Below are 21,285 nucleotides of genomic sequence, written 5' to 3' on the forward strand. Positions count from 1 at the left end.
CGGTGAAGATCACAGCGCGAGCGTCGCGCTGCCGATGATCGTGCGCGTGCCGGGCTTGGTCTCGCACTGCAGCTCGACGTCGACGAGCTTCTGCCCGTTCTCCTCGCGCTTGCCGGTCACCTTGCCGGTGCAGGTGATCTTGTCGTCGGGCCAGGTGATGGCGCGGAACTGCACGTCGAAGCGCTTGACGCTCCCCGGTCCCGCCCAGTTGACGAGCACGTTCGACAGCAGGCCCATGGAGAACATGCCGTGCGCGAACACCGACGGTAGCCCGACGGCCTTGGCGAGCGTCTCGTCGTGGTGCATCGGGTTGTAGTCGCCGGACGCGCCCGCGTACTTGACGAGGTCGGTGCGCGTCACCTTCTCGTGCACGTACGTCGGCAGCGCATCGCCCACCTTGACGTCTTCGAACTTCGGCGCCGCCATGGTCACTGTCCCTCCGAGGTGCGAAGCAGGAGCGCGCACACGCGATTGCCCTGCTGATCGTAGAACGCCTGCTCGATGGTGTAGATCGTGCGCACGCCGGACTTGCCCTCGCGCGTGCCGATCGACTTGAGCTGGCTCTTCATCGTGAGCACGTCGCCCGCGAAAATCGGCCGGTCGTAGACGATCTCCGTGCCCTCGTGCAGCAGCTTGCGCACGTCCCACTTGATCTGCGGTCCGCCGCCGCCGCCCGGCTCGGCGTCCTGGCTGAGCGCGATCGGCAGCGTGGGCGGCGCGATCAGGCTCGGGTAGCCGCGCTTCTTCGCCTCCGCCTCGTCGAAGTAGGCGGGGTCGGTCAAGCCGATCGCGCGCGCGAACTGACGGATGCGCGACTTGTCGACGTGGATCGTCGAGGGCGGGCCCTCCTTGCCGACGAGGGCCTGGTTCGGATTCTCGGCCATGCTGTGCTGCTCCTTTTTGGGATCCGCTCGCGATGGGATTCGGGCGGAATCGGTACTTTCCTCTACCCAGCGGGGTCGGTGCAAGCGTCGCGCGAAGCGGCCGGCTGCGGAAGATCAGAACGTCGGGTCGGGCGGCGGCGCGAGCCGCAGGATGCGCTGCGCCACGTCGCGCGCCACCTCGCCGTAGATCGGCGCGCTCGGGTGCAGCGCCCAGGTGAAGCGGCCCACCGCCTCGGGCACGCGCTCGAGACCGGCGCGCGCGTCGACCACCGTGAAGCCGTCCTCGCGCGCGAGTCGGCGCAGCGCCTCGTTCGGCAGCGTGAAGCGCTCGAAGTCGAGGTGGTACGAGATGAAGATCGGCACCGCGCCCGCGCGCTCGGTGAGCCGCCGCATCGCGCGGTAGTCCGCCATCGCGGCGCGCACGCGCTCCTCGTCGACGCGCACCTCGCGCTCTTCCCGCATCACGACCTCACCGAAGAAGGGGACGATCTTCGTGTTGCGATTGACGCCCTGGACCGCGTGGCGTCCGTCCTGAAGGTGCTCCCTCGCCGCGACGTGGAGCGCTCGGTCGTGCTGCACGACGCGCACGAGCTTGTAGACCTTGAGCCCGAGCAGCGTGCGGTCGAGCCAGCCCGCGGGGGTCGCCGCGTCGGTCTCGGCCGAGTTCCACGCGTTGTTGATGCCGCACCAGAAGACGACCACGTCGGGCTCCCAGCGCGCGAGGTTGAGCGCCAGGCGGTTGCGCACCTGCGCCGTGTTCACGCCGGGGATGCCGACGTTGATCACCGAGTAGACGCCGGGTGCGGCCTCGTCGAGGAAGCGCTGCAGCTGCGCGGGATAGGTCTCGTGCGGCTCGACGGTGCCGCCGTAGGTGTGCGAGTCGCCGACGGCGAGCACGCGGACGCGCGCGCCCGGACGCCAGCCCGAGCTCTGCTGCGCGACGAAGAGCGACGAGACGCGCAGCGCGACCTCGGCGAGCGCAGCGGTCGCGACCAGCGAGGCGAGAACCACCGCCCCGCCACGGATCAGGGTCCGTCCGATTCGCGACCGCTGCGCCATGGTCGTCACTCAACCTGGCACGCCGCCCGTGCGATTGACGGTCAGGTCAGAAGGGAGTCATTCCGCCATCGACCGTGTACAGCGCGCCGTTGACGAACGCTGCTTCGTCGCTGAGCAGGAACGCGATCACCGACGCGACCTCGGCGGGCTCGCCGTAGCGTCCGAGCGGGATCTGCGTGAGCAGCGTCTGCTTCAGCGTGTCGCCCGCGCCCGGCGCGAAGCCTTCCTCGAGCGAGCGCATCATGCGCGTCTCGATCGGCGCCGGCAGCACCGCGTTCACGCGGATGCCCGCCGCCGGATACGACACCGCCGCCGCGCGCGTGAGACCGATCACCGCGTGCTTGCTTGCGATGTACGCGGAAACGAACGGATTGCCGGTGATGCCCGCGACCGACGATAGATTGACGATCGATCCGCCACCGCGTGCCTTGAGCGCCGCGTAGCCGTACTTGAGGCCGAGGAACACGCCGCGCACGTTCACCGCCAGCACGCGGTCGAACTCCTCCTCGGGATACTCCTCGAGCGGCTTGACGACGCCCTCGATGCCGGCGTTGTTCACCAGCAGATCGACGCCGCCGAAGCGACGCGTCGCCTCGGCGAAGAAGCGCTGCACGTCGTCGGCGCGGCTGACGTCGCCGGTCACCGCGTGCGCCTCCGAGCCGAGACGCGACACCTCGGAGACGACCGAGGCCAGCGCGTCGCCGTCGACGTCGGCCGCGACGACGCGCGCCCCTTCGCGTCCGAGCCGCTCGCACACCGCGCGGCCGATGCCGCCCGCCGCGCCGGTGACCAGCGCCACCTTTCCTGCGAAGCGGGCCGCGCTCATGCCGGCGCCCTCTCCTCGGCGGCGAGCTGGCGCAGCGTCGCGAGCGCCTCGTCGATGTGCTTCGAGATGCCGAGCTCGCTCTGGATCACGCGCCGCACGATGCCGTCGCGGTCGATGACGAAGGTCACGCGCTTGGGCGGGAACCAGCCGCCGAAGCGCGCGACGCCGAACGCCTTGCAGATCGTCGCGTCGCGGTCCGACAGCAGCGGAAAGTTCAGACGGTGGTCGGCGATGAACTTCCGGTGCGACTCCTGCGAGTCCATGCTGACGCCGACGATCGCGGCGCCCGCCTGCTGGATCTCGCCGGCGTGGTCGCGGAACGCGCACGCCTCCTTGGTGCAGCCGGGCGTGTTGTCGCGCGGATAGAAGTAGAGGACGAGCGGCTTCTTGCCGCGGAAGTCGTCGAGCGACAGCGTCTTGCCGTCGGCGGTCACGCCGGAGAACGACGGCGCCTTCTCACCCTCGCGAATCATCTCCCCTCCGCGTCGCGCTTGCGCGCCAGCAGCAGGCCGTCGGCGACCGGGATCATCACGCACTCGACGCGCGGATCCGCCGCGACGAAGGCGTTCAGCTCCCGGATCGCCCTGGTGCTCTCGTCCTGGTTCGACGCGTCGACGACGTTGCCGCCCCAGAGCACGTTGTCGAACACGACGAGCCCGTTCGGGCGCATGCGCTCCAGGATCTCCTCGTAGTAGTTCTTGTAATTGACTTTGTCCGCGTCGATGAACGCGAAGTCGATGCTCTCGTCGCGCGGCAGCGCGCGCAGCGTGTCGAGCGCCGGCGCGAGCTTGAGCTCGATGCGGTCCGCGACGCCGGCCTTCTCCCAGTAGCGCCGCGCGATCGACGTCCACTCCTCGTTGACGTCGCAGCACAGGAGCTTGCCGCCCGGCGCGAGCCCGCGCGCGATCGAGATCGAGCTGTAGCCGGTGAAGGTGCCGACCTCGACCGCGTTGCGCGTCCCCGAGATGCGCGCGAGCAGCGTCAGCAAGGCGCCCTGCTCGGGCGCGATCTGCATCATCGCGATGCCGCCGAGCCGCGTGGTCTCCTCGATCAGCTCGGCGAGCACGGGATCGCGCTCGCTGCGGTGCGCGAGCACGTAGGCATAGATCTCGGGCGTGAGCCGGACGAACTTGTCGGACATGGACGGGACATTGGCGCTGCCGCTCGCGGCATGTCAACGACGCCACGTGCCGCGCTCGCCGAACCGACCGCGCACGGCGCTCGCGGCGCTCGCGCTGCCGTTCGCCGCCGCGCTCGCGATGTCGCCCGCGTCCGCGGCGGCTGCGGAGGTCGGCGCGTGCGCACGCTACGCGGAGAAGGCGGTGCGCACGGGACGCACGCAGGAAGGCCTGCACGAGCTCTCCGGCATCGCCGCAAGCCGCCGCCACCCCGGCGTCTACTGGGCGCACAACGACTCCAACAACCACGGCACGCTGTTCGCGATCGACGAGAGCGGCAAGGTGCTGGCGCGCTTTCCGCTGCGCGGGCTGCGCCCGCGCGACGCCGAGGACGTCGCGGTCGGCCCGTGCGCACCGGGCAGTCGCAGGAGCTGCATCTACCTCGCCGACACCGGCGACAACCTGCTGCGCCGCAAGGAGGTGTGGATCGGCCGCATCGAGGAGCCCGACGCCCTCGACGGCCGCGTCCTGCACGTCGAGGCCGACGCCTTCCGCTACCCCGACGGCGCGCGCAACACGGAGAGCGTGCTCGTCGACCCGCGCAGCGCGCGCCTCTACGTCATCACCAAATCGGTCGACGGCCTCGGCGAGGTCTACCGTCTCGACGACATGCGCGACGGTCACGTCGGCAAGGCGACGCTCGTCGCAACGCTCCCCACACCCGCCACGCTCGCCCGCCTGACGACCGCCGCCGACCAGCACCCCAGCGGCGAGCGCGTCTTGCTCCGCACCTACACCGGCGTCTGGGAGCTCGCCCGCCCCGGCGCGCGATCCCTCGAAGAGGTGTTCACCGCCAAGCCCGTCCCGCTCACGAGCGCCACCCAGATGCAGGGCGAAGCCATCACCTACACCTTCGACGGCCGCGCCTACCTCCTAGCCGGCGAAGGCGAAGGCAGCCCCATCTACCGCGTCGACTGCGCAGACCCCGCGAAGTGAGCACTACGTGCGGAATGAGCTCGGCTCCGGCGAGCTCTTGCGGACGACAGCCTTCCCCTTCCCTTTCCCTTCCCATCCTCTCGCAACGCCCCCGCGTCGGACCGACGTCAGCGCGCAGCGGGCACGGGGACGGGGCGATCTAGACGAGCACGTGCACCAAATCGCGCGCGCGGCAGGGCGCGCACGACGTGCTCGTCAATCGCCCCGGCCACGCGACCGCTGCGCGCGGCCCCCTCTGCCCGACCGCGCGCGGGCGACCGTCCGGTCACCACGACAGCCGTGCCACCGTCGCAAGCGGAGCGCGCCACCGCGCGCACGGCCCGCGCCCACCGGCACGAACACCGCGCGCCGACGTCAGCGCGCGCGACGACTCACTCCGGCGCGAGCCGCAACGTCAGCGGATGATCGAAGTACCGCACGAAGACGTCGGTCCAGTACTTCTCCGCCATCGCCGCGTCGACCTTCTCTGCCATCTCCGGCGCCGGCGTCCCCACGACCGCGGGGAACTCCCGTTCCGCGATGCGCACCGTGACCTTCGGCCGCGTCTCGTTCTCCTCGAAGCGCCGCGCCGCGCGCGTGCCGAGACGCACGTAGAGCTGCCCATCGATCACGACGAGCCAGACCTTGAACCAGTGTGGCTCCTTGCCGGGCGCCTGGGTACGCAGCTCGATGACGTCCTCGTTCGCCCAGGCGGCCGGGTCCCAGCCGTCCGCGGCGGGATCGGCGGTCGCCGACGAGATGAGCAGAAGCAGGGCCAGGCACGATGCCGCGAGACGCCGCGCGCTCGTCATGCGTTTTCCTCCTTCGCCACGGCGGCCGTGCCGCGGCGTCTTGCTCTACACCGAGCGCGACGCCAGGCCAAAGCCCTTGCGCGGACGCGCGCCGTTCGTGAACGTTGAGCTTGGCCATGCAGCCCGGGAGGTGACGGTGCGGAAGGTCGGAACGAAGGGGCGCATGACGCTCGCCGGGGTCTTGCAGCTCGCGTGCGTGAGCCTGCTCTACGCGGCGCAGGAAGCGTCACCCAGGCAGGTGATCGAGACGCTGCACGACGGCATGATCGCCGTCATGCGCGACTCCGGGGCGTCGAGCTTCGACTCCCGCGCCGCACGCCTCGAGCCGCTCCTCGACACCGCGTTCGACCTCGACTTCATGGCGCGCAAGTCGCTCGGCCGCGCCTTCGACAAGCTGCCCGCGGACGAGCAGCAGCGCTGGATCGCGACCTTCCGGCGCTTCATGGTCGCGAACTACGCCGGGCGGATGAAGGGCTACGACGGGCAGCGCTTCGAGACCCTCGGCGAGGAGCCCGCGGCGCAGGACACCGTGCTCGTACGCACGCGGCTGATCGACCCCGGCGCGGAGAACATGGATCTCGCCTACCGGCTGCGCCGCACGAAGTCGGGCTGGAAGGTGATCGACGTCTACCTGAAGGGCACGGTGAGCGAGCTGTCGCTGCGACGCGCGGACTTCACCGCGATCCTCGAGCGCGAGGGCTTCCCGGCGCTGCTCGCGAGCGTCGATGCAAAAATCGCCGACCTCGCGGCGGGCAAGGTCAAGTAGCGGCGATCAGCCGTTCGGCGGCGTTCCCGCCGGATCCGCGTCGCCGAGCGGCGCGGACCCGTCGACGGCGTCGCTCGCGGCGTCCGTCGCGGCGGCGCCCGGCGTCGTTTCCGCGACCCCGACACCGCCCAGGTGCGCCATGCGGTCCTGGTAGTACGCGCTGCGCAGCGCCGCGTAGTAGTCGAGCGAGCCCTGCTCGAGGCGCTCGAGATCCTCGCCGTGCGCCTCGCGCAGCGTGATCCCGTAGGTGCCCTCCTGTAGCCCGGCGGCGACGATCGGTGTGGGGCCGAGCAGGTAGATGCTCGGCTGCATCGCGACGTCGACCAGCGAGCCCAGGCCGTCGCGCACGGTGGTCGGGCCGACCAGCGGCACGATCAGGAACGGCCCGCTGCCCACGCCGTTCTTCGCGAGCGTCTCGCCGAAGTCCGAGCTGTGCTTCTCGATGCCGAGCTCGCTCGCGGGGTCGAAGAATCCCGCGAGCCCGAAGATGGTATTGACCGAGAAGCGCGCGAAGGTGGTCGCCGCGTCCGACAGCTCGCCCTGCAGCACGTCGTTGACGAACACCGCCGGCGACTCGAGGTTGGTGAAGAAGTCGCGCACGCTCTCCTTCGCGCGATCGGGCATGACGTAGCCGTACGCGCGCGCGACGGGAGCGAAGAACCAGCGGTCGATGGTCTGGTTCAAGCTCAAAGTCCGGCGGTTGAACTTCTCCCAGGGATCAGGGAAGGACGTCGGGCGCTCGTCGATCTCGAGCTCGAGCTCGTCGTCCGCGAAGGCGTCGTCCTCGCCGTCGCCGGTTTGCGCGCTGGTGTCTGCGGTTCCCGCGGCGTCCGCGCCTTCCGGGCGAGCGTCTTCATCGTCCGTCCGCGGATCCACGTCGGACCGCGACGGCGGCGGAACCTCCTCCATCACCGAATCCGGACGACCGGACGCGAACGCGAGACCGCAGCCGAGCGCGAGCGCTGGCCACGCCAGCGCGCACAGCACGACCCATCGGCTCATGATCGACTTCCGCACGCTCCCCCTGCCCCCGTCGCGCGCCGCTCGGGCCCGCGTGCGACGCGACGAGATCAGGCTACGCCAAACCCCGTCCGCCGTACAGACCGCTCGGGCGCCGCAAACGACCGTACGCGCGCCCGTCACGCAGCCCGCCTGTGCGCGGTGAGCACTGCCGGAAGCCAGACGCGGAACGTCGAGCCGCACCCGGGCGCGCTCTCGACCGTGATCGTCCCGCCCATCATCGCGACCAGACGGTTCGCGATGTAGAGCCCGAGCCCGACGCCGCCGTACGACCGCTCGGCGGTGTTGGCGCCTTGATGGAAGGCGTCGAAGATCTCGGCCTGCTTCTCGAGCGGGATGCCGATCCCAGTGTCGCGCACGGCGAACTCGACGCCACCGCGCACGGCGCGCGCGGTGACGCTCACCCTCCCCGCGTCGGTGAACTTGATCCCGTTGCGCACCAGGTTCTTGATCACGACCTTGAGCTTCAGACGATCGGTGAAGATCGGCGGGACGACGCCTTCGCGGCGCCAGTCGAGCGTGAGACGGGTCTTGTCGCGCGGCACCTGCACGGAGAGCGACATCTCGTGCAGGAAGTCGTCGATCTCGACCATCTCGGGCAGGACCTGCACCTGTCCGGCTTGCAGGCGGCTCATGTCGAGCGTCGACGACACCAGCTCGCACAGCTCGTCGGCCGCGCGCTCGATGCGCTGCACGGTGTCGGCCTGCGCGGACGAGAGCGCGCCGAAAGCTTCCTCGAGCAGCAGACTCGAGTAGCCGACGATGATGTGCAGCGGCGTGCGCAGCTCGTGCGACATGGCCGCGACGAATTCCGACTTGACGCGGTTCGCCTTCTCGAGCTCCTCGAGCAGCTGCGTGTTGGCGAGCGCCATCGAGGCGAGCTGTCCGATGCCCTCGGCGACGCGCAGCTGCGCGGCGTCGAAGTCGCGCGTCGCGTCCCTTCGGCAGGCCGTCTGGAAGCCCACGATCTCGTCGCCGCGACGGAGCGCGACGTAGAGACCGTCGGCGAGCGCGCCTTGCTGCGCCAGCGCGCCGAGCCCGGCGCGCACGACGTCGTCGCCGCGCAACCAGACGACGCGCTCGCGCTCGAGCCGCGCGAGAAAGCTCTGCAGCTCCTCGCGCGCGATGCGCACGCCGCGTCCTCGCTCGCCCTCGCCGGGCGTCGGCCCGAAGCCGGCGCGCGCGACCAGCGCACCGTCGTTCGGCTGCGAGAGCCAGGTCTGGCTCGCGTCGCAGTCCATGACCTCGACCGTGAGCTGGCAGAGGCGATCGAGCAGCTCCGGCTCGCTGAGCGACGCGATCAGACCGTGCCCGACGCGCACCAGCGCCGCCGAGACGCACGCTTCCTCCTCGAGGCGCCGCCGCGACTCACGCAGCGCCGCCTCGGCGCGACGCCGCTCGGTGACGTCGCGCAGGATGCCGTGCACGACGCGACGACCGTCGATCACAGCACCCGCGGTCGTGACCTCGACCGGGATGAGCGTGCCGTCCGCCGCGACGGCCTCGATCTCGATCGGCGTCGCGCGCGACTCGGTGAGCGGCGCGTGCGACGTCCCGTCCGGCGCCGCCCACGGCAGGTGCAGATCCGACGCCGCCATGCCGACGAGCTGCGGCAGCGGTCGGCCGAACATTTGCCCCGCCTTCGCGTTCGCGTCGACGACCCGCCCGGTCGCGGGGTCGGTGACGACGATCGCATCCTTCGCGGTGTCGAGCAGGTGGCGGTAGCGACGCTCGCCCTCGCGGACGTGCCGCACGAGCATCCACGACAGCCAGGCGCCGACCGACAGCAGCAGCACCGCGAGCGCGACGATCAGGACCAGCAGCAGCCGCCGCACGCGACGCGCGCCGTCGCCGAGGCTCGCGCTGAACTCGTCGGCGAGCTCCGTCGCCGCGCGGTCGATCTCGTGCAGCTCGTCGAGCAGCGGCTCGAGATCGGACGGCCGCGTGCGACCGGACGAGATCGCGGCGTGCATCCGCTCGCCGAGCGACGCGAGCGCGAGGATGTAGGTGTCGGACGCGGCCCAGACCTCGATCGCCCGCGCCATCTGCGGCACGTCGCGGAACCACAGGAAGAGGTCGATCATGCCCGGGATGTCGTCCGGGTGGTTGCGGCCCGCGAGGAAGCCGCGGCGCGCGGCGTCGCGATCGGGGTCCTCGCGATCGAGCGCGAGGCGCGCGTCGCGATCGCCGAGCGGCACCGCGATCGCCTCGCGGAAGTGGCGGTACTCCTCCGTGTCGTGCGTGCGCGCGTAGTGCTGCAGGTGCAGCACCGCGCTCTTCTGCCCCTTCGACCACAGCCCCTCGCCGCCGACGTACGCGCGCACGGCGGACAGAATGCGCATCTCGACGACGGCGACCACGACGAGCGTCACCACGATCGCGCCGAACAGCGCCACGATCAGCGCGAGCTTGCCGCCGAGCGGGAGGAACTGCAGACGCCGCCGAATCGAGCCGAATGCCATGGCCGACACGACCTCTATCGGCGGTGCCGCTAGAGACTTTGAACTTTTCGGCCGCTAGCATCCTGGATGCACCGCAGCGTCTGCGGCGCATGCACCATCCCGGCTCGCGTGGCCGACGCAGCGCGCGCGACGCCGTGCGTTGCGCATCGCAGCGCGGCGCGAGATCGTTCACGGGGCACGGCGAAGCGCACCGCGTGCGCTCGGTGGTCACGAGCGCGCCGCGCCGTACCCCGACCTCGCGCGCGCTACGCCTCGTGCAGCTCGCTCAGCACCCAGGCCGCCGTGTCCTCGGGCAGGTCCGGCAGGTAGCGCAGGAACTCCTCGACGTCCTCGCCGACCAGGTTGCGCGTCAGGTTGTGGCGCAGGAAGTCGTGGTAGTGCGCGGCGACGCGCTCGGAGAGCAGGCCGCAGCGACGCAGCGTCGGGATGACGAAGCCCTGCACCGGGCCGAGACGCTTGCCCTTCTTCTCGTCGCGCGTCAGCTCGTCCATCTCGCGCTGCAGGCAATTCAGCAGCTCGTTCGTGTCGACGCCCGCCTCCGACCACACGCGCAGCACCTCGGCGAGGAACGCCTGTTGGTTGCGGTTGTCGATCAGCGTGCGCGACGCCTCGAGCGCGAAGTCCTCGAGCTCGATGCGCTGCGCCTCCGTCAAGCATGGAACGCAGCGGTCGACGTACTGCACGCCGTACGCGTGATGGCGCGCCTCGTCGCGCGTGACGTAGGTCAGCAGGTCCTTGAGCAGCGGCTCCTGCGTCAAGCTACGCATGTCCTTGAAGCTGTAGAGCGCGAGCCCCTCGACGACGATCTGCATGCCGACGAGCTTCTCGAGCCAGTTGCCGGTCTGCAGGGTCGAGTCGAGGACGCGCCGCAGCGGCGCCGCGATCGGGCGGATCTCGTGGAGCTTCTCGATGTACTTGGCGAACACCTCGACGTGACGCGCCTCGTCCATCGTCTGCGTCGCGGCGTAGAACTTCGCGTCGGTGTGCGGCACCGAGTTGACGAGCTGCGCCGCGACCATCAGCGCGCCCTGCTCGCCGTGCAGGAACTGGCTCAGGCGGAACGACGCCGTCCGCCGCGTGATCTCCCAGAGCTGCTCCTCGCTGAGCGAGCGCCAGTACGACGTCTTCTCGATCGGCAGCGGCGAGCCGAGCGGCGTGGTCGCGAACTTGGCGTGGTCGATGTCGCGCTCCCAGTCGATGTCGCGCTCGGCGACCCACTGCGCCTCCGTCGCCTTGACGTACAGGTTGCGCAGCTCGTCGACCGCCGGGTCGTAGCTCCACTGGTAGACCACCTTCATCGCGGTCTCGAGCGGCGGCTCCTGCGTCGGCGTGTCGATGGTGAACTCGGTCATGCCTTCCTCCGGTCCGTGCTGTCGTTGCGCGTATCGCGCATCGTGTTCTCCTCGATGGTGCGGATGACCCGCTGCAGCGCGGCGACCGCGTCCTCGATGCGTCCCGCCTCGAGCGCCGCGATGCACTCGTCCATCGCCGGCACGACGCGTCCGGGATCGGGACGCAGCTTGCCGCGCGCGGCCTGCAGCGGCTCCGAGGTGAGGAACGCGTGCGTACGGCGCGCGAGCATCTGCCACACGCGGTTGCCGGTCATGTCCGAGAGGACGAGCAGCACCGCGCGCAGCGCGCGTGCGCGCTCCTCGAGGTCGAGCGTCGTGTCGGCGACGGTGTCGCGCAGCGCCTTGAGCTCCGGGAGGCGCGCCGTGCCGTTGCGCTCGATCGCGAGGCGGCCCATCTCGAAGAGCAGCGGCCGCATCACCTCGTTGAGCTCGGCGAGCAGCGTCATGTCGACGCGTCCGCCGTGGAAGATCATCGCCGGCAGCACGTCGAGCGAGGCGTCGATCAGCGGCAACACGGTCGCGCCGTCGCCCTGACGGACCGACACGAGCCGCATCCCCTCGAGCACCTTGATCGCCTCGCGCACCGAGGTGCGGTTGACCTGGAACTCCTCGGCGAGCTCGCGCTCGGGCGGCAGCTTGTCGCCCGGCTGGTAGCGGCCGTCGAGGATCGCGTCGCGCAGCTGCTCGAAGACGTCCTGGTGCAGGCGGCGGCGCCGTGGCGGCTGAAAGGGCACGACGGTGCGCGACGTGGCGGTCATGAGATCCAGCTATCTGATGGTCCAACCAATTGTCAACGGGTGGTGATCAGGTCTTGATGTCTTGATATGGCCGTCTACGGCCCGTCCGTGTGCGGACTCGGCCTTGCCCACCCCCGGCGATCGGCCGTCCTTGCGCGCCCGACCGATGTGCCCCACACTGCGCCCGGACGCGGGCCGCGCACATGAGGGACGACGAGCGCACGGATGCCGCCGCACGCTGCGTCGGCGGTGCGGCATGACGGGGCTGCCCGCCGAGATGCACGGCGCCCGCGACGCCGGGGATGGACGTCGCCCGGCGGACCGCCCCTGGCGCAGGCGCGCCGGCACGGCCGTCCGTATCCTGCTGGCGCTGCTCGCCCCCTGGGTCGTGCTCGAGGTCGCGCTGCGCCTTGCCGGCTACCAGCCGCCCGACCTGCGTCCCCGGATGGCGCTCTTCCCGCGCTTTCCCGCGATGTACGAGCCGCATCGCGAGCTCGGCTGGGTGCTGAAGCCGAACCTCGACTACCGGGGGCTCGACCTGGCGATCCCGTTTCGCACCGACGCGAACGGCAACCGGGTCCACGGGACCGCCCCCACGGCCCCCGAGGAGGTCGCCGTCGACTGCATCGGCGACTCGAGCACCTTCGGCTACGGCGTGCCGGACGACGAGACCTACCCCGCACGGCTCGAGGCGCTGCTCGCGAGCGGATCCGGCGCGCCGGTGCGGGTCCGCAACCTCGGCGTGCCCGGCTACACGGTCTACGAGGCGCGTCTCCTCGCCGAGCGCGACGGCGCGCACGCCCCGGTGACGCTCGTCATGGTCGGCTTCAACGACCACTTCCCGGCGACCCGTACGCGCTTCTGGAGCCTGTGGGCGCGGCGCGCCGCGTACGCCTGCTTCCGCAGCCGCGCCTGCGCGCTGCTCTTCGACGTCGCGACCGCGCCCGATCCCGAGGCGCCGCCCGCGCCGCCCAAGCCCGCGAGCCGCTACGTCCCCGACGTCGCACCCGACGAGTACGAGGAGCAGCTCGTGCGCACCGTCCGCGCGCTGCGCGAGGCGGGCAGCACGCCGATCCTACTCGTCTACCCGTCGCTCTCGATCCCGCCCGGCATGCCGGAGGCGATCGCGCGCCACTGGAACCAGCCGCTCGATCAGGTCGAGGCCAACATCGCGGCGCACCCGGTCTACCAGGACATCACCCGCAGGGTCGGCGCGCGCGAGGGCGTGCAGGTCATCGACCTCGCACCCGTGTTCGACGCGGCCGGCAACGACCGCCTGCACCTCGACTGGGTCCACCCCAACGCCGAGGGTCAGGCGCTGATCGCCACCACGGTCGCGGACGCGGTGCGGCGCGCGCTCGCCGAGTCCGCCGGACGTTCGACGTCGAACCGCTGATCGGCGCCTGCCCTCGAACGTGGTCCGGTCGCTCCCTCGTCTCGTCCTTCTGCTCTGTGTGGTCGCCGCGCTCGTATTCGGCGTCCGGGCGGCGCGTCCGGGCGCGGCGTGCGCGACCGGCGTCGGCGCGTGCGCCGAGCCCGGACTGCCGCCGTGCGGTGGCGAGCTCGGCGGCTGGCGGATCGTCCGGCCGCGCGACGCGGGGCTCCACCCCGACCGCAGCCACTCGGCGTGCGTTCTCGAGCGTGATGCGGAGGCCGCGGCGGCGGACGGGCGCGCGCCCGCGGTGAGCGTCGTGCCGCAGCCGCCGTGGCTGCCCGGCGACACCCTGCTGTCGCTCGCCCCGGCCCCGCGGCGCGACGCGCAGCGCGCGTCGGTGCGTCTCACGGCGCACGAGAGGCTCCCCGACCACTGGGCGTTCGCGGTCGCGGGCACTTTTCTCGACCGCGGCGCGACGACCTCGTGCGAGCAGCTCGCGATCACGCCGCCGGTCAACGCGGGCTACGCACTGATCGGCGGCAACTGGATCGCGCGCCCGCACGGCTTCTACTTCGAGCGCCTCGCCGACGCGTGCGTCTACGACGGCCGCGATCCCGACTGCCCGGGCGACGCGCCGTACGTCGCGCACGAGCTCGTCCCCGGCGAGAGCTACCTGGTGACGCTCGAGCTGCGCCGCGCCGACGACGGACGCTGGTGGCTCGCCGCCGAGATCGCGCTCGCCGACGCCGCGGGCGGCGTGCCGCGCCCGCTCGGCAGCATGCGGCTCCCGGTCGACGAGCCGTGCTGGCTCGCTGCGCGCGACACGGGGCGCGCGCTCGTGGTCGTCATCCCGAATGCGGACGAGGGCACGCACTCGGAGGCCGCGTCGGAGGTGCGCGTCGAGGTGGCGGACTTCGCCTGGCGCTGAGCGTCAAGCATGGATTCTCCTGGTGCGGGCCTGGTGCGAGTGCGGCGCGTCGCGCGCGTCGTGTCGCGTGGCCTCGTGCGGGTCCCGGCGTGCGTTTCACGCCAGCGCGCAACGTCGCGCAACGGAATGTTTCGCGAGTCGCAGCTTCGCGTTGCGAGCGCGCGCGGACGCGCCGCGCGGCTTCGCACGTTTCGCGCTTCGCGGCCGCGGACCGCGGCTTGCTCAGCGCCGACGAGCGGAGCCCGACGATGCCCGAGCGATGCTACCTGCTGACCGGCGCGAGCGGCTTTCTCGGCCGCGAGATCCTGCGCGAGATCGCCCGCCGCGAGCCCGACGCGCGCGTCTACGCGCTGCTGCGCGCGCCCGTCGGCGACCTCGAGCGGCGCGCGGCGGCGCTCGGCTGGCGGCGCGTCGCGCCACGCGCGGTCGCGGTGAGCGGCGACCTGATGCGGCTTCGCGCCGGGCTCTCGCCGCGCGACGTCGAGCGCATCACCAGCGAGGTGACGCACGTCGTGCACGCCGGCGCCACGGTGCGCTTCGACGAGGACCTGCATCGTGCGCGGCAGGTGAACGTCCACGGCACGCGCCAGCTCCTCGACCTCGCGCGCCGCATGAAGCGGCTCGAGCGCTTCGTGCTGGTCAGCACCGCGTTCGTCGGCGGCGAGCGCGCGCGCACGCTGCTCGAGGGGCCGGCGCCGCCCGGGCGCTTCCGTAATACCTACGAGCGCACCAAGTGGGAGGCCGAGGAGGTCGCGCGCCGGGCCATGGCGACGCTGCCGGTGACGATCGTCCGGCCAAGCATCATCGGTCCGGCGCTCGCTCCGCCCGCTGCGCACCCCGCAGCGCAGCGGGCGAGCGACGCGCCGGCCGATGAGGAGCCGCGAGCTTCGTTCGGGCCTGCCGACGGCGTCCGGTGCAGCACGGGCGCGCCCGCCCGCGGCCTCGCCGACGAGCCGCGCGCACGCTTCCTGATGCTGCTCCATCTCTACTTGACGCACGGCTGGCGCTGGGTGCCGGGGACGCCGTCCTCGATCGTCGACCTCGTGCCGGTCGACCTGGTCGCGCGCGCGACGCTCGCGCTCGCCGAGCGACCGCTGAGCGACGGCCGCTGGTACCACCTCGCAGCAGGGCCACGCGCGTCGACCCTCGGCGAGCTCGGCGAGATCGCGAGCCGCACCTTCCGCGCCCCGCCGCTCGCGTTCGTGCCGCGGCCGCTGTTCCGCGCAGCGCTACGCCTGGTGGTGTGGGGCCGAGCGCGGGTGCTGCTCGATCGCGCGATGCCCTACGTGCCGTACCTGAGCGTGCGCACGCGGATCGACACGACGGACTCGCAGCGCGTCCTGCGCGAGCTCGGGATCGAGATGCCGCGGGTCGCGGACGCGTTCGCCGAGCTGCTCAAGATGCTGCACGCGCGCGGGGAGCTCGACGTCGCCGCGGCGCACGCGCCTGCGCCTATGGTCAGCGATCCTCCGGCGTCGGCTGCTTCTGCGTCAGTGCGCACGGGCTCCGCGCCGCCGGCGCTCGCACGTCCACCGGTGCGCTTCGGCACGCGTCAAGTACTGACGCTCAGCGCAGGCCGCGACGGCGCAGCACCTCCGCGGCGAGCCCTGGAACGTCGCTCATGAGCGCGTCGACGCCGAGGTCGAGCAGCCTCTCCATCTCGTCGGGCTCGTCGATCGTCCAGACGTGCACCTCGAGCCCGAGCCGGTGCGCCGCCGCGACCGACTCGGCGGTGACGAGCTCGATGTCGCCGAAGGCGGGCGGGATCTGCAGCGCGATGCCGGGCGGCTGGTACGTGTCGATCTGGCCGTTCTGCAGAGCGGTGACGAAGCCCAGCACGTCGAGCGCGGAGAAGCTCGTCAGCATGTCGGGCGCCGCGGCGCGGATGCGCTCCATGATCGACGCGTCCTCGGCGGCGAGCAGCACCTGGTCCCGGGCGCGGAAGCGGTCGAGCACGTCGAGCACCGCTTCCTCGATCGCCGGCTCGCACTGCTTGATCTCGATGTTGAGCGGCACGCCGGGGAACGCCTCGAGGAGCTGGGCGAGCGTTGGCACGCACACGCCGCGCGCGCGGTACGGGAAGTCGCCGCGCGGTCCGGCGAAGTGGAAGCCGGCGTCGAGACGCTGCAGCTCGGCAAGGGTCATCTCGCGCACCTCGCCCGTGCCGTCGGTCGTGCGGTCGACGGTCGGGTCGTGGATCACGACGACGTGGCCGTCGCGGGTCGCGTGCACGTCGAGCTCGAGGCGATCGGCGCCGGCGGCGAGACCGGCGGCGAACGCCGCGAGCGTGTTCTCGGGTGCGATGCGCGCGCCGCCGCGGTGGGCGAACAGGCGCGGGCGGGGTCCGTCGAGGTAGCGCATGGGGCGTCCTACGCTCGTCCTACAGTGCGGCGCGCCGTCGGGCGAGCCTCAGCGCTTCACCTTGCCGCTCGCCGTCCGCGGCAGCTCGTCGACGAAGCGGAACTCGACCGGGACCTTGAAGCGCGCGAGCGAGGCGCGGCAGTGCGCCGCGAGCTCGCGCGGCTCGGGCGGGCGTTGCGGATCGCGCGGCACCACGTCGGCGACCGGCACCGCGCCGACGTGCGCGTGCGGGCGTCCGGACACCCGCGCCGCCGCGACCTCCGGATGGCGCTCGAGCACCGCCTCGATCTCCTCCGGGAAGCACTTGAGGCCCGACACGTTGATGACGCTGCGCGCGCGCCCGACCAGCGTCAAGCTACCGTCCGCGGCCGCGGTCGCGAGATCGCCGGTCGAGAACCAGCCGTCCTGCAGGATCTCGTCGCGGCTGCGAAACGGCCACAGGTACGCGTCGAGCATCCCCGGGCCGCGCACGAAGAGCTCGCCGATCTCGCCCGGTGCGACGACCGCCCCACGCTCGTCTCGGAGCTCGACCGCGAAGTCCGGCAGCGGACGGCCGATCGACTCGGGCCGCTCGCGCGGCGTGCGGTTCAGCGCGACGATGCCGACCTCGATGATGCCGAGCGCCTGCGCCGGCGGCACGCCGAAGCGCGCCTCGAAGGCGCGCGCGGTCGTCGTCGGCAGGGAGGCCGCGGTCGACACCGCAAGCCGCAGCGACGGCCACGCACCCTCGGCGCGCACCGCAGCGAGCGATCCGTAATGGAACGGCGACGCGTAGAGCACGGTCGCGGCGTGCTCGCGCGCCGCGCCGAGCAGCTCCGCCGGCAGCTGCGCGCCGACCAGGACGGTGGTCGCGCCGTTCGCGAGGTAGAGCAGGATCGACGCGGCGAAGTGGTGCGCCATCGACAGCACCCAGAGCACCCGGTCGTCGGCCGTGATGCCGAGGCCGCGGTTCGCCGCTGCGACCCGCTCGAGCAGCGTCCGGTGCGAGAGCACCACACCCTTGCTCGCGCCGGTCGTGCCCGAGCTGAAGCGGATGAACGCGGGATCGAGCGCGGCGAGCCGAGCCTCGTCGAGCGGCGAGCGCGCATCGCCGCACGGCGCGAGGACGACGCCCACCTCGTCGCCGCCGACGCGCAGCACGCGCTGCGGCGCGACAGAGCCTTCCCAGCGCGCGCCGGGTGCGAGCAGCACCGCGCGGGGATGCACCGCGCGCACGAGCTGCTCGCGCTCCGCGTGCGACAGCTCGCTCGCGAGCGGCACGAGGCAAGCGCCCGCGCGCAGCACGGCGAGCGCGAGCACGACGTACGTCGTGCCGTTCGCGCCGGCGAGGCAGACCCGCGGCACCTCGCCACCGTCGCGCGCGAGGCCGAGCGCGCGCAGCTCGCGGGTCGCCGCCTCGACCAGCTCCACGAGTCGCGCGTAGCTCACCGCGACGCCGGCATTGCTCGTCGCGTCCGCGCCGGTCCGCATCAGGTCGATCAGCGCCGGACGCTCGTCGTGCGCGCGTGCGGCGAGGATCGCGTCCGCGGCGTTCGAGCTCCTCCAGTCGGGGGCGTTCACGAGCGTCCCGAGGCGCGCGCGCCGTTGCCGGGCGCGGGCAGCATGATGCGCTCGCGCGCCGCGTTCACCGCGGCGGCGAGCGTGGTCGTGTCGGGCGCTGCGAAGCCGTCGGCGAGGAGTGCCGCGGCGAGGCCCGCAGCCTCACCGGTCGCGAGGCAGGTGCCGATCACGCGCAGCGACGCTTGCGCCTCGTGGCTCGCCGAGATGCAGCGTCCGGCGACCAGCAGGTTCGGCACGCCGCGCACGCGCAGCGCGCCGAGCGGGATCTGCGTCGGGCGTCCGTCCACAGGGAAGCGCAGCCGCGGTCCGGTCGGCTGCTCGCGCATCTCCATCGGCCAGGTGGCGAGCGCGACCGCGTCGGGAAAGGTCGCGCCGCGCTCGATGTCAGCGGTCTCGATGCGACGCTCGCCGATCGCGCGCCGGCTCTCGCGGATGCCGACGCGCGCCGGCAGCGCGGCGATCCAGGAGCCCGCGAAGCCGTCGACCTCGGCGCGCAGGTGGTCGGCGAGCCGTGCGGCGAGCGCGCGACCGTGGACCTCGAGCGCCGAGAGACAGCGCGGGTTGGTCGGGTCGTAGGCCATGCCGGGCGGGCCGGCCAGGTCGATCGTCACGTAGGCTTCGCCGGGACGATCGGTCGCGCGCAGCGAGGCGCCGAGCGCGCCTTCGGGCAGCGCGCCCGCGCGCACCGCGGACGCGATGCGGTGCGCGAGGACGAGCCGCGCCTGGTCGGCGAGCGCGCCCTCCGCGACGCCCTCGAGCAGAAAGACGTACGCCGGACGCTGCAGACGCTCGCTCGGCTCCATCTCGCAAGCAAAGCCGCCGAGCGCGCAGACCACCGCGTCACCGGATGCGTCAACCACGACGCGCGGCACGACGCGCTCGCGCGCGCCCCGGCACGAGAGGTCGACCGCCTCGACCGTCGAATCGCCCTCGATGCCGATCACCGCGGTGTGAAAGCGCAGCTCGAGACCTTCCGTCGCGCAGGCGGTCTCGTCGGCGACGCGCGCGAACGCCGCGGGACGGTGCGGCAGCACGTCGACGCGTCCCATGCGCACGGGGCCCCACGCGCCGCCGATCGCGAGCAGGCGATCCGCGATCTCGGTCGCGAAGCCGGGGTTGGCGGCCACCGCGCCGGGGTCGTCGCGCAGCAGGTAGAGACCGCACACCGAGTGCACGAGCGCCGCGGTCGCCATGCCGCCGAGCGTCGCGTGCCACTCGACGAGCATCGTGTGCGCGCCGCTGCGCGCCGCCGCGATCGCCGCGGCGAGACCCGCGCTGCCGCCGCCGACCACCAGGACGTCGCAGCGCGTGACCGGCGTCAAAGCACCCGTTCGCGCTCCGCGAGCCGACGCTCGAGGGCGGCGGCCAGCGCGCGGATGCACGCGAAGTTCTCCCGCGTCAGGTCTTCCTCGGGGAGCCACAGCCCGAAGCGGTCCTCGATGAGCAGCAGCAGCTGCATCACCGCCATCGAATCGAGACCGGCCGAGGACAGCGGCGACGTGGCGTCGAGCCGCACGTCGCCGTCGAGCAAGTGCTCCTCGACCAGGGCGAGGAGGTCGCGCTCGAGGTCGGGCAGGGCACGAAACGGAGTCGATTCGACGGTCATGCCTCGTCTTCGATTACTGGAATACCCGGGTGCGCGGCGCAAGAGAGGCACGTCCCGAGCGATACGCGCACCGCGCCGCGGCACGGCACGCGTCCGTGCTGCGGCTCTGCGCGCGCTTCGCGCGCGGCACGCCAGCCCTGCGCCAGCGCGGTCGCGACGTCACATGCGCTGGTAGCGCCAGTACCAGGTCCCCCAGACGTTGATCGCGATGCTGAGCAGCACCAGCGTCGGCAGCGGCCAGCGACGCAGACCGGGGCGCGCATCGTTGCGCAGCGCCAGGGCGACGATCAGGAAGGGCGTGAAGTCGAGCGTGTAGCGACTGCCGAACTGCCGCCAGCCGTCCCAGAAGTAGCAGAGGTAGAGGCCGAGGATCAGCGCGCACGCGGCGAGCGAGAGACGACCGAGCAGCGCCGCGTCAGGGGCGCGCTCGCTCCAGCCGCGCCGGAACAGCAGCAGCACGGCGGGCGTGGTCGCGATCAGGCTCAAGCCGTGGTCGGTGAGGATCAGGTACGGCCAGCTCGAGCTCAGCTCGGGGACGCGCAGGAAATACTGATAGATGTTCTTGCCGATATACCTCCAGCTGAACGAGCCGTACTGGGGATTGAGCAGCGCCTGGTTCGCGAGCAGGTAACCGTTGTTGAGCCAGTCTCCGAAACGAGCATAGTTGTACACACCGAGGAGGACGCCGGTCAGGACCAGCGGCACGGCGAACGCCAGGGCGGTGCGCAGGCGAGGCCGGCGGTGGAGAGCAAGCAAAAAGAACACGGGGGTCCCGAGCGCCGCCGGCGAACGGCTGGTGGCGGCGATCGCGCAGAACAGACCCAGCAGATAAGGATTTGCAGCGCCGCGAGCTTCGAGCCACGCGAGGGTCAACGCGGCCACCGCCAGCAGATGAGCCAGCATCCACGTGTTGCCGTACCAGGAGGCATAGTAGTGCACGGTGCCGAAACCGAAGAGCGCCGTGCACCAGTTCGCCGTCCGGCGCTCGACGCCGAGCGCTCCGAGCAGCAGGCGCATCAGACCCACGTTGAACGCGCCGACGACGATCGACACCCGCGCGAGGTTGACGCCGAGTCCCCACAGCGAGGCGAGCGGCAGCAGGAAGACCGCCGGGAACGGATCGAAGTAGACGTACGGCTTGCCGTCGACGTATGCGAACTCGGTGAGCCAGGGCGGAGGATTGGCGATGTGCAGCCGTCCGTTGAGCAGCGAGACCGCGAGGTGCAGGTGGTAGTTGAAGAACATGAACTGGCCGTCGTTCGACAGCCAGTAGACGGCCAGCGCCAGCACGCCGAACAAGAGCGCGTCGAGGCGCGTGCCGCGCTCGAGCGGACGCGCGACCGGCGGTGCGGCGGCCGCTTCGGCGGCGGCCTCGATCTCCTCCGCGGTCGTTCTCTGTGTCCCGGCGTCCATCGAATTCTTACTTGTCGCGTCGCCGCGCCCG

21 protein-coding genes are annotated in these 21,285 nt (G+C 71.9%); 5 read left to right on the forward strand and 16 right to left on the reverse strand.

The window, feature by feature from the left end; all coding sequences use genetic code 11:
* Positions 1-9: 9 nt before the first annotated feature.
* The 6 genes from VIS07_10125 to VIS07_10150 all read right to left on the reverse strand — a co-directional run bounded on the left by VIS07_10125 (position 10) and on the right by VIS07_10150 (position 3,910).
* Positions 10-426 (reverse strand): MaoC/PaaZ C-terminal domain-containing protein, encoded by a 417-nt coding sequence (locus tag VIS07_10125; protein ID HEY8515856.1) that lies wholly within the window; start codon positions 424-426, stop codon positions 10-12.
* A gap of 2 nt (positions 427-428) precedes the next feature.
* A complete protein-coding gene (locus VIS07_10130) occupies positions 429-884 on the reverse strand; it encodes a MaoC family dehydratase N-terminal domain-containing protein (GenBank protein HEY8515857.1) in 456 nt (151 codons plus the stop codon).
* A 114-nt stretch (positions 885-998) separates the two neighbouring features.
* Positions 999-1,895, reverse strand: a complete 897-nt coding sequence (locus tag VIS07_10135) for a GDSL-type esterase/lipase family protein (protein ID HEY8515858.1) — start codon at positions 1,893-1,895, stop codon at positions 999-1,001.
* Positions 1,896-1,989: 94 nt separating this feature from the next.
* Complete coding sequence (locus VIS07_10140; GenBank protein ID HEY8515859.1) at positions 1,990-2,769, reverse strand: SDR family oxidoreductase; 780 nt, start codon at positions 2,767-2,769, stop codon at positions 1,990-1,992.
* Positions 2,766-3,242 (reverse strand): peroxiredoxin, encoded by a 477-nt coding sequence (locus VIS07_10145; GenBank protein ID HEY8515860.1) that lies wholly within the window; start codon positions 3,240-3,242, stop codon positions 2,766-2,768. The genes VIS07_10140 and VIS07_10145 overlap by 4 nt, the downstream gene beginning before the upstream one ends.
* Entirely contained in the window at positions 3,239-3,910 is a 672-nt protein-coding gene (locus VIS07_10150) for an O-methyltransferase (GenBank protein ID HEY8515861.1), read from the reverse strand. The genes VIS07_10145 and VIS07_10150 overlap by 4 nt, the downstream gene beginning before the upstream one ends.
* On the opposite strand from VIS07_10150, the gene VIS07_10155 reads away from it, so the two are divergent.
* Positions 3,909-4,883, forward strand: a complete 975-nt coding sequence (locus VIS07_10155; GenBank protein HEY8515862.1) for a hypothetical protein — start codon at positions 3,909-3,911, stop codon at positions 4,881-4,883. The two genes, VIS07_10150 and VIS07_10155, sit on opposite strands and share 2 nt — an antisense overlap.
* Before the next feature lie 371 nt (positions 4,884-5,254).
* Here VIS07_10155 and VIS07_10160 read toward each other — a convergent pair whose 3' ends face one another.
* Complete coding sequence (locus tag VIS07_10160) at positions 5,255-5,674, reverse strand: hypothetical protein (protein HEY8515863.1); 420 nt, start codon at positions 5,672-5,674, stop codon at positions 5,255-5,257.
* 136 nt (positions 5,675-5,810) lie between these two features.
* On the opposite strand from VIS07_10160, the gene VIS07_10165 reads away from it, so the two are divergent.
* Complete coding sequence (locus VIS07_10165; GenBank protein ID HEY8515864.1) at positions 5,811-6,440, forward strand: ABC transporter substrate-binding protein; 630 nt, start codon at positions 5,811-5,813, stop codon at positions 6,438-6,440.
* A gap of 6 nt (positions 6,441-6,446) precedes the next feature.
* On the opposite strand, the gene VIS07_10170 is transcribed toward VIS07_10165, so the two are convergent.
* From VIS07_10170 to VIS07_10185, 4 genes are all read right to left on the reverse strand, one after another.
* Positions 6,447-7,442 (reverse strand): MlaA family lipoprotein, encoded by a 996-nt coding sequence (locus tag VIS07_10170; GenBank protein ID HEY8515865.1) that lies wholly within the window; start codon positions 7,440-7,442, stop codon positions 6,447-6,449.
* 137 nt (positions 7,443-7,579) lie between these two features.
* The gene (locus tag VIS07_10175) at positions 7,580-9,922 is read right to left on the reverse strand and encodes a PAS domain-containing sensor histidine kinase (protein HEY8515866.1); all 2,343 of its coding nucleotides are present in this window, start codon (positions 9,920-9,922) and stop codon (positions 7,580-7,582) included.
* A 245-nt stretch (positions 9,923-10,167) separates the two neighbouring features.
* Positions 10,168-11,274: a ferritin-like domain-containing protein gene (locus VIS07_10180; GenBank protein HEY8515867.1), complete on the reverse strand. Its 1,107-nt coding sequence runs from the start codon at positions 11,272-11,274 to the stop codon at positions 10,168-10,170.
* Positions 11,271-12,032, reverse strand: a complete 762-nt coding sequence (locus VIS07_10185) for a GntR family transcriptional regulator (GenBank protein HEY8515868.1) — start codon at positions 12,030-12,032, stop codon at positions 11,271-11,273. The genes VIS07_10180 and VIS07_10185 overlap by 4 nt, the downstream gene beginning before the upstream one ends.
* 235 nt (positions 12,033-12,267) lie before the next feature.
* Here VIS07_10185 and VIS07_10190 point away from each other — a divergent pair, with 235 nt between their 5' ends.
* The 3 genes from VIS07_10190 to VIS07_10200 all read left to right on the forward strand — a co-directional run bounded on the left by VIS07_10190 (position 12,268) and on the right by VIS07_10200 (position 15,939).
* Positions 12,268-13,407 carry an SGNH/GDSL hydrolase family protein gene (locus VIS07_10190; protein HEY8515869.1) on the forward strand — a complete coding sequence of 380 codons (1,140 nt, stop codon included), beginning with the start codon at positions 12,268-12,270 and terminating at the stop codon, positions 13,405-13,407.
* 19 nt (positions 13,408-13,426) lie between these two features.
* Positions 13,427-14,314, forward strand: coding sequence for a hypothetical protein (locus VIS07_10195; GenBank protein ID HEY8515870.1), 888 nt, complete (start codon positions 13,427-13,429; stop codon positions 14,312-14,314).
* A gap of 248 nt (positions 14,315-14,562) precedes the next feature.
* Positions 14,563-15,939: an SDR family oxidoreductase gene (locus VIS07_10200; protein HEY8515871.1), complete on the forward strand. Its 1,377-nt coding sequence runs from the start codon at positions 14,563-14,565 to the stop codon at positions 15,937-15,939.
* Here the strand turns inward: VIS07_10200 and VIS07_10205 are convergent.
* The 5 genes from VIS07_10205 to VIS07_10225 form a co-directional block, all read right to left on the reverse strand.
* Positions 15,881-16,675 (reverse strand): glycerophosphodiester phosphodiesterase, encoded by a 795-nt coding sequence (locus tag VIS07_10205; protein ID HEY8515872.1) that lies wholly within the window; start codon positions 16,673-16,675, stop codon positions 15,881-15,883. The two genes, VIS07_10200 and VIS07_10205, sit on opposite strands and share 59 nt — an antisense overlap.
* A gap of 48 nt (positions 16,676-16,723) precedes the next feature.
* Positions 16,724-18,235: an AMP-binding protein gene (locus tag VIS07_10210; GenBank protein HEY8515873.1), complete on the reverse strand. Its 1,512-nt coding sequence runs from the start codon at positions 18,233-18,235 to the stop codon at positions 16,724-16,726.
* Positions 18,232-19,557, reverse strand: coding sequence for an FAD-dependent oxidoreductase (locus tag VIS07_10215; GenBank protein ID HEY8515874.1), 1,326 nt, complete (start codon positions 19,555-19,557; stop codon positions 18,232-18,234). The genes VIS07_10210 and VIS07_10215 overlap by 4 nt, the downstream gene beginning before the upstream one ends.
* Positions 19,554-19,841, reverse strand: coding sequence for a phosphopantetheine-binding protein (locus tag VIS07_10220; GenBank protein HEY8515875.1), 288 nt, complete (start codon positions 19,839-19,841; stop codon positions 19,554-19,556). The genes VIS07_10215 and VIS07_10220 overlap by 4 nt, the downstream gene beginning before the upstream one ends.
* Positions 19,842-20,000: 159 nt before the next feature.
* Positions 20,001-21,254 (reverse strand): hypothetical protein, encoded by a 1,254-nt coding sequence (locus tag VIS07_10225; GenBank protein HEY8515876.1) that lies wholly within the window; start codon positions 21,252-21,254, stop codon positions 20,001-20,003.
* Positions 21,255-21,285: the final 31 nt, after the last annotated feature.

Source organism: Candidatus Binatia bacterium, from assembly GCA_036563615.1.
Lineage (GTDB): Bacteria > Desulfobacterota > Binatia > UBA12015 > UBA12015 > DATCMB01.

Bases quoted from the DNA above. Each gene is read 5' to 3' on its own strand.
- VIS07_10190 (HEY8515869.1), top strand. From the start codon at position 12,268: ATGACGGGGCTGCCCGCCGAGATGCACGGCGCCCGCGACGCCGGGGAT.
- VIS07_10200 (HEY8515871.1), top strand. From the start codon at position 14,563: ATGCCCGAGCGATGCTACCTGCTGACCGGCGCGAGCGGCTTTCTCGGC.
- VIS07_10155 (HEY8515862.1), top strand. From the start codon at position 3,909: ATGGACGGGACATTGGCGCTGCCGCTCGCGGCATGTCAACGACGCCAC.
- VIS07_10145 (HEY8515860.1), bottom strand. From the start codon at position 3,242: ATGATTCGCGAGGGTGAGAAGGCGCCGTCGTTCTCCGGCGTGACCGCC.
- VIS07_10170 (HEY8515865.1), bottom strand. From the start codon at position 7,442: ATGAGCCGATGGGTCGTGCTGTGCGCGCTGGCGTGGCCAGCGCTCGCG.
- VIS07_10125 (HEY8515856.1), bottom strand. From the start codon at position 426: ATGGCGGCGCCGAAGTTCGAAGACGTCAAGGTGGGCGATGCGCTGCCG.
- VIS07_10160 (HEY8515863.1), bottom strand. From the start codon at position 5,674: ATGACGAGCGCGCGGCGTCTCGCGGCATCGTGCCTGGCCCTGCTTCTG.
- VIS07_10130 (HEY8515857.1), bottom strand. From the start codon at position 884: ATGGCCGAGAATCCGAACCAGGCCCTCGTCGGCAAGGAGGGCCCGCCC.
- VIS07_10140 (HEY8515859.1), bottom strand. From the start codon at position 2,769: ATGAGCGCGGCCCGCTTCGCAGGAAAGGTGGCGCTGGTCACCGGCGCG.
- VIS07_10175 (HEY8515866.1), bottom strand. From the start codon at position 9,922: ATGGCATTCGGCTCGATTCGGCGGCGTCTGCAGTTCCTCCCGCTCGGC.
- VIS07_10150 (HEY8515861.1), bottom strand. From the start codon at position 3,910: ATGTCCGACAAGTTCGTCCGGCTCACGCCCGAGATCTATGCCTACGTG.
- VIS07_10220 (HEY8515875.1), bottom strand. From the start codon at position 19,841: ATGACCGTCGAATCGACTCCGTTTCGTGCCCTGCCCGACCTCGAGCGC.
- VIS07_10185 (HEY8515868.1), bottom strand. From the start codon at position 12,032: ATGACCGCCACGTCGCGCACCGTCGTGCCCTTTCAGCCGCCACGGCGC.
- VIS07_10180 (HEY8515867.1), bottom strand. From the start codon at position 11,274: ATGACCGAGTTCACCATCGACACGCCGACGCAGGAGCCGCCGCTCGAG.
- VIS07_10225 (HEY8515876.1), bottom strand. From the start codon at position 21,254: ATGGACGCCGGGACACAGAGAACGACCGCGGAGGAGATCGAGGCCGCC.
- VIS07_10205 (HEY8515872.1), bottom strand. From the start codon at position 16,675: ATGCGCTACCTCGACGGACCCCGCCCGCGCCTGTTCGCCCACCGCGGC.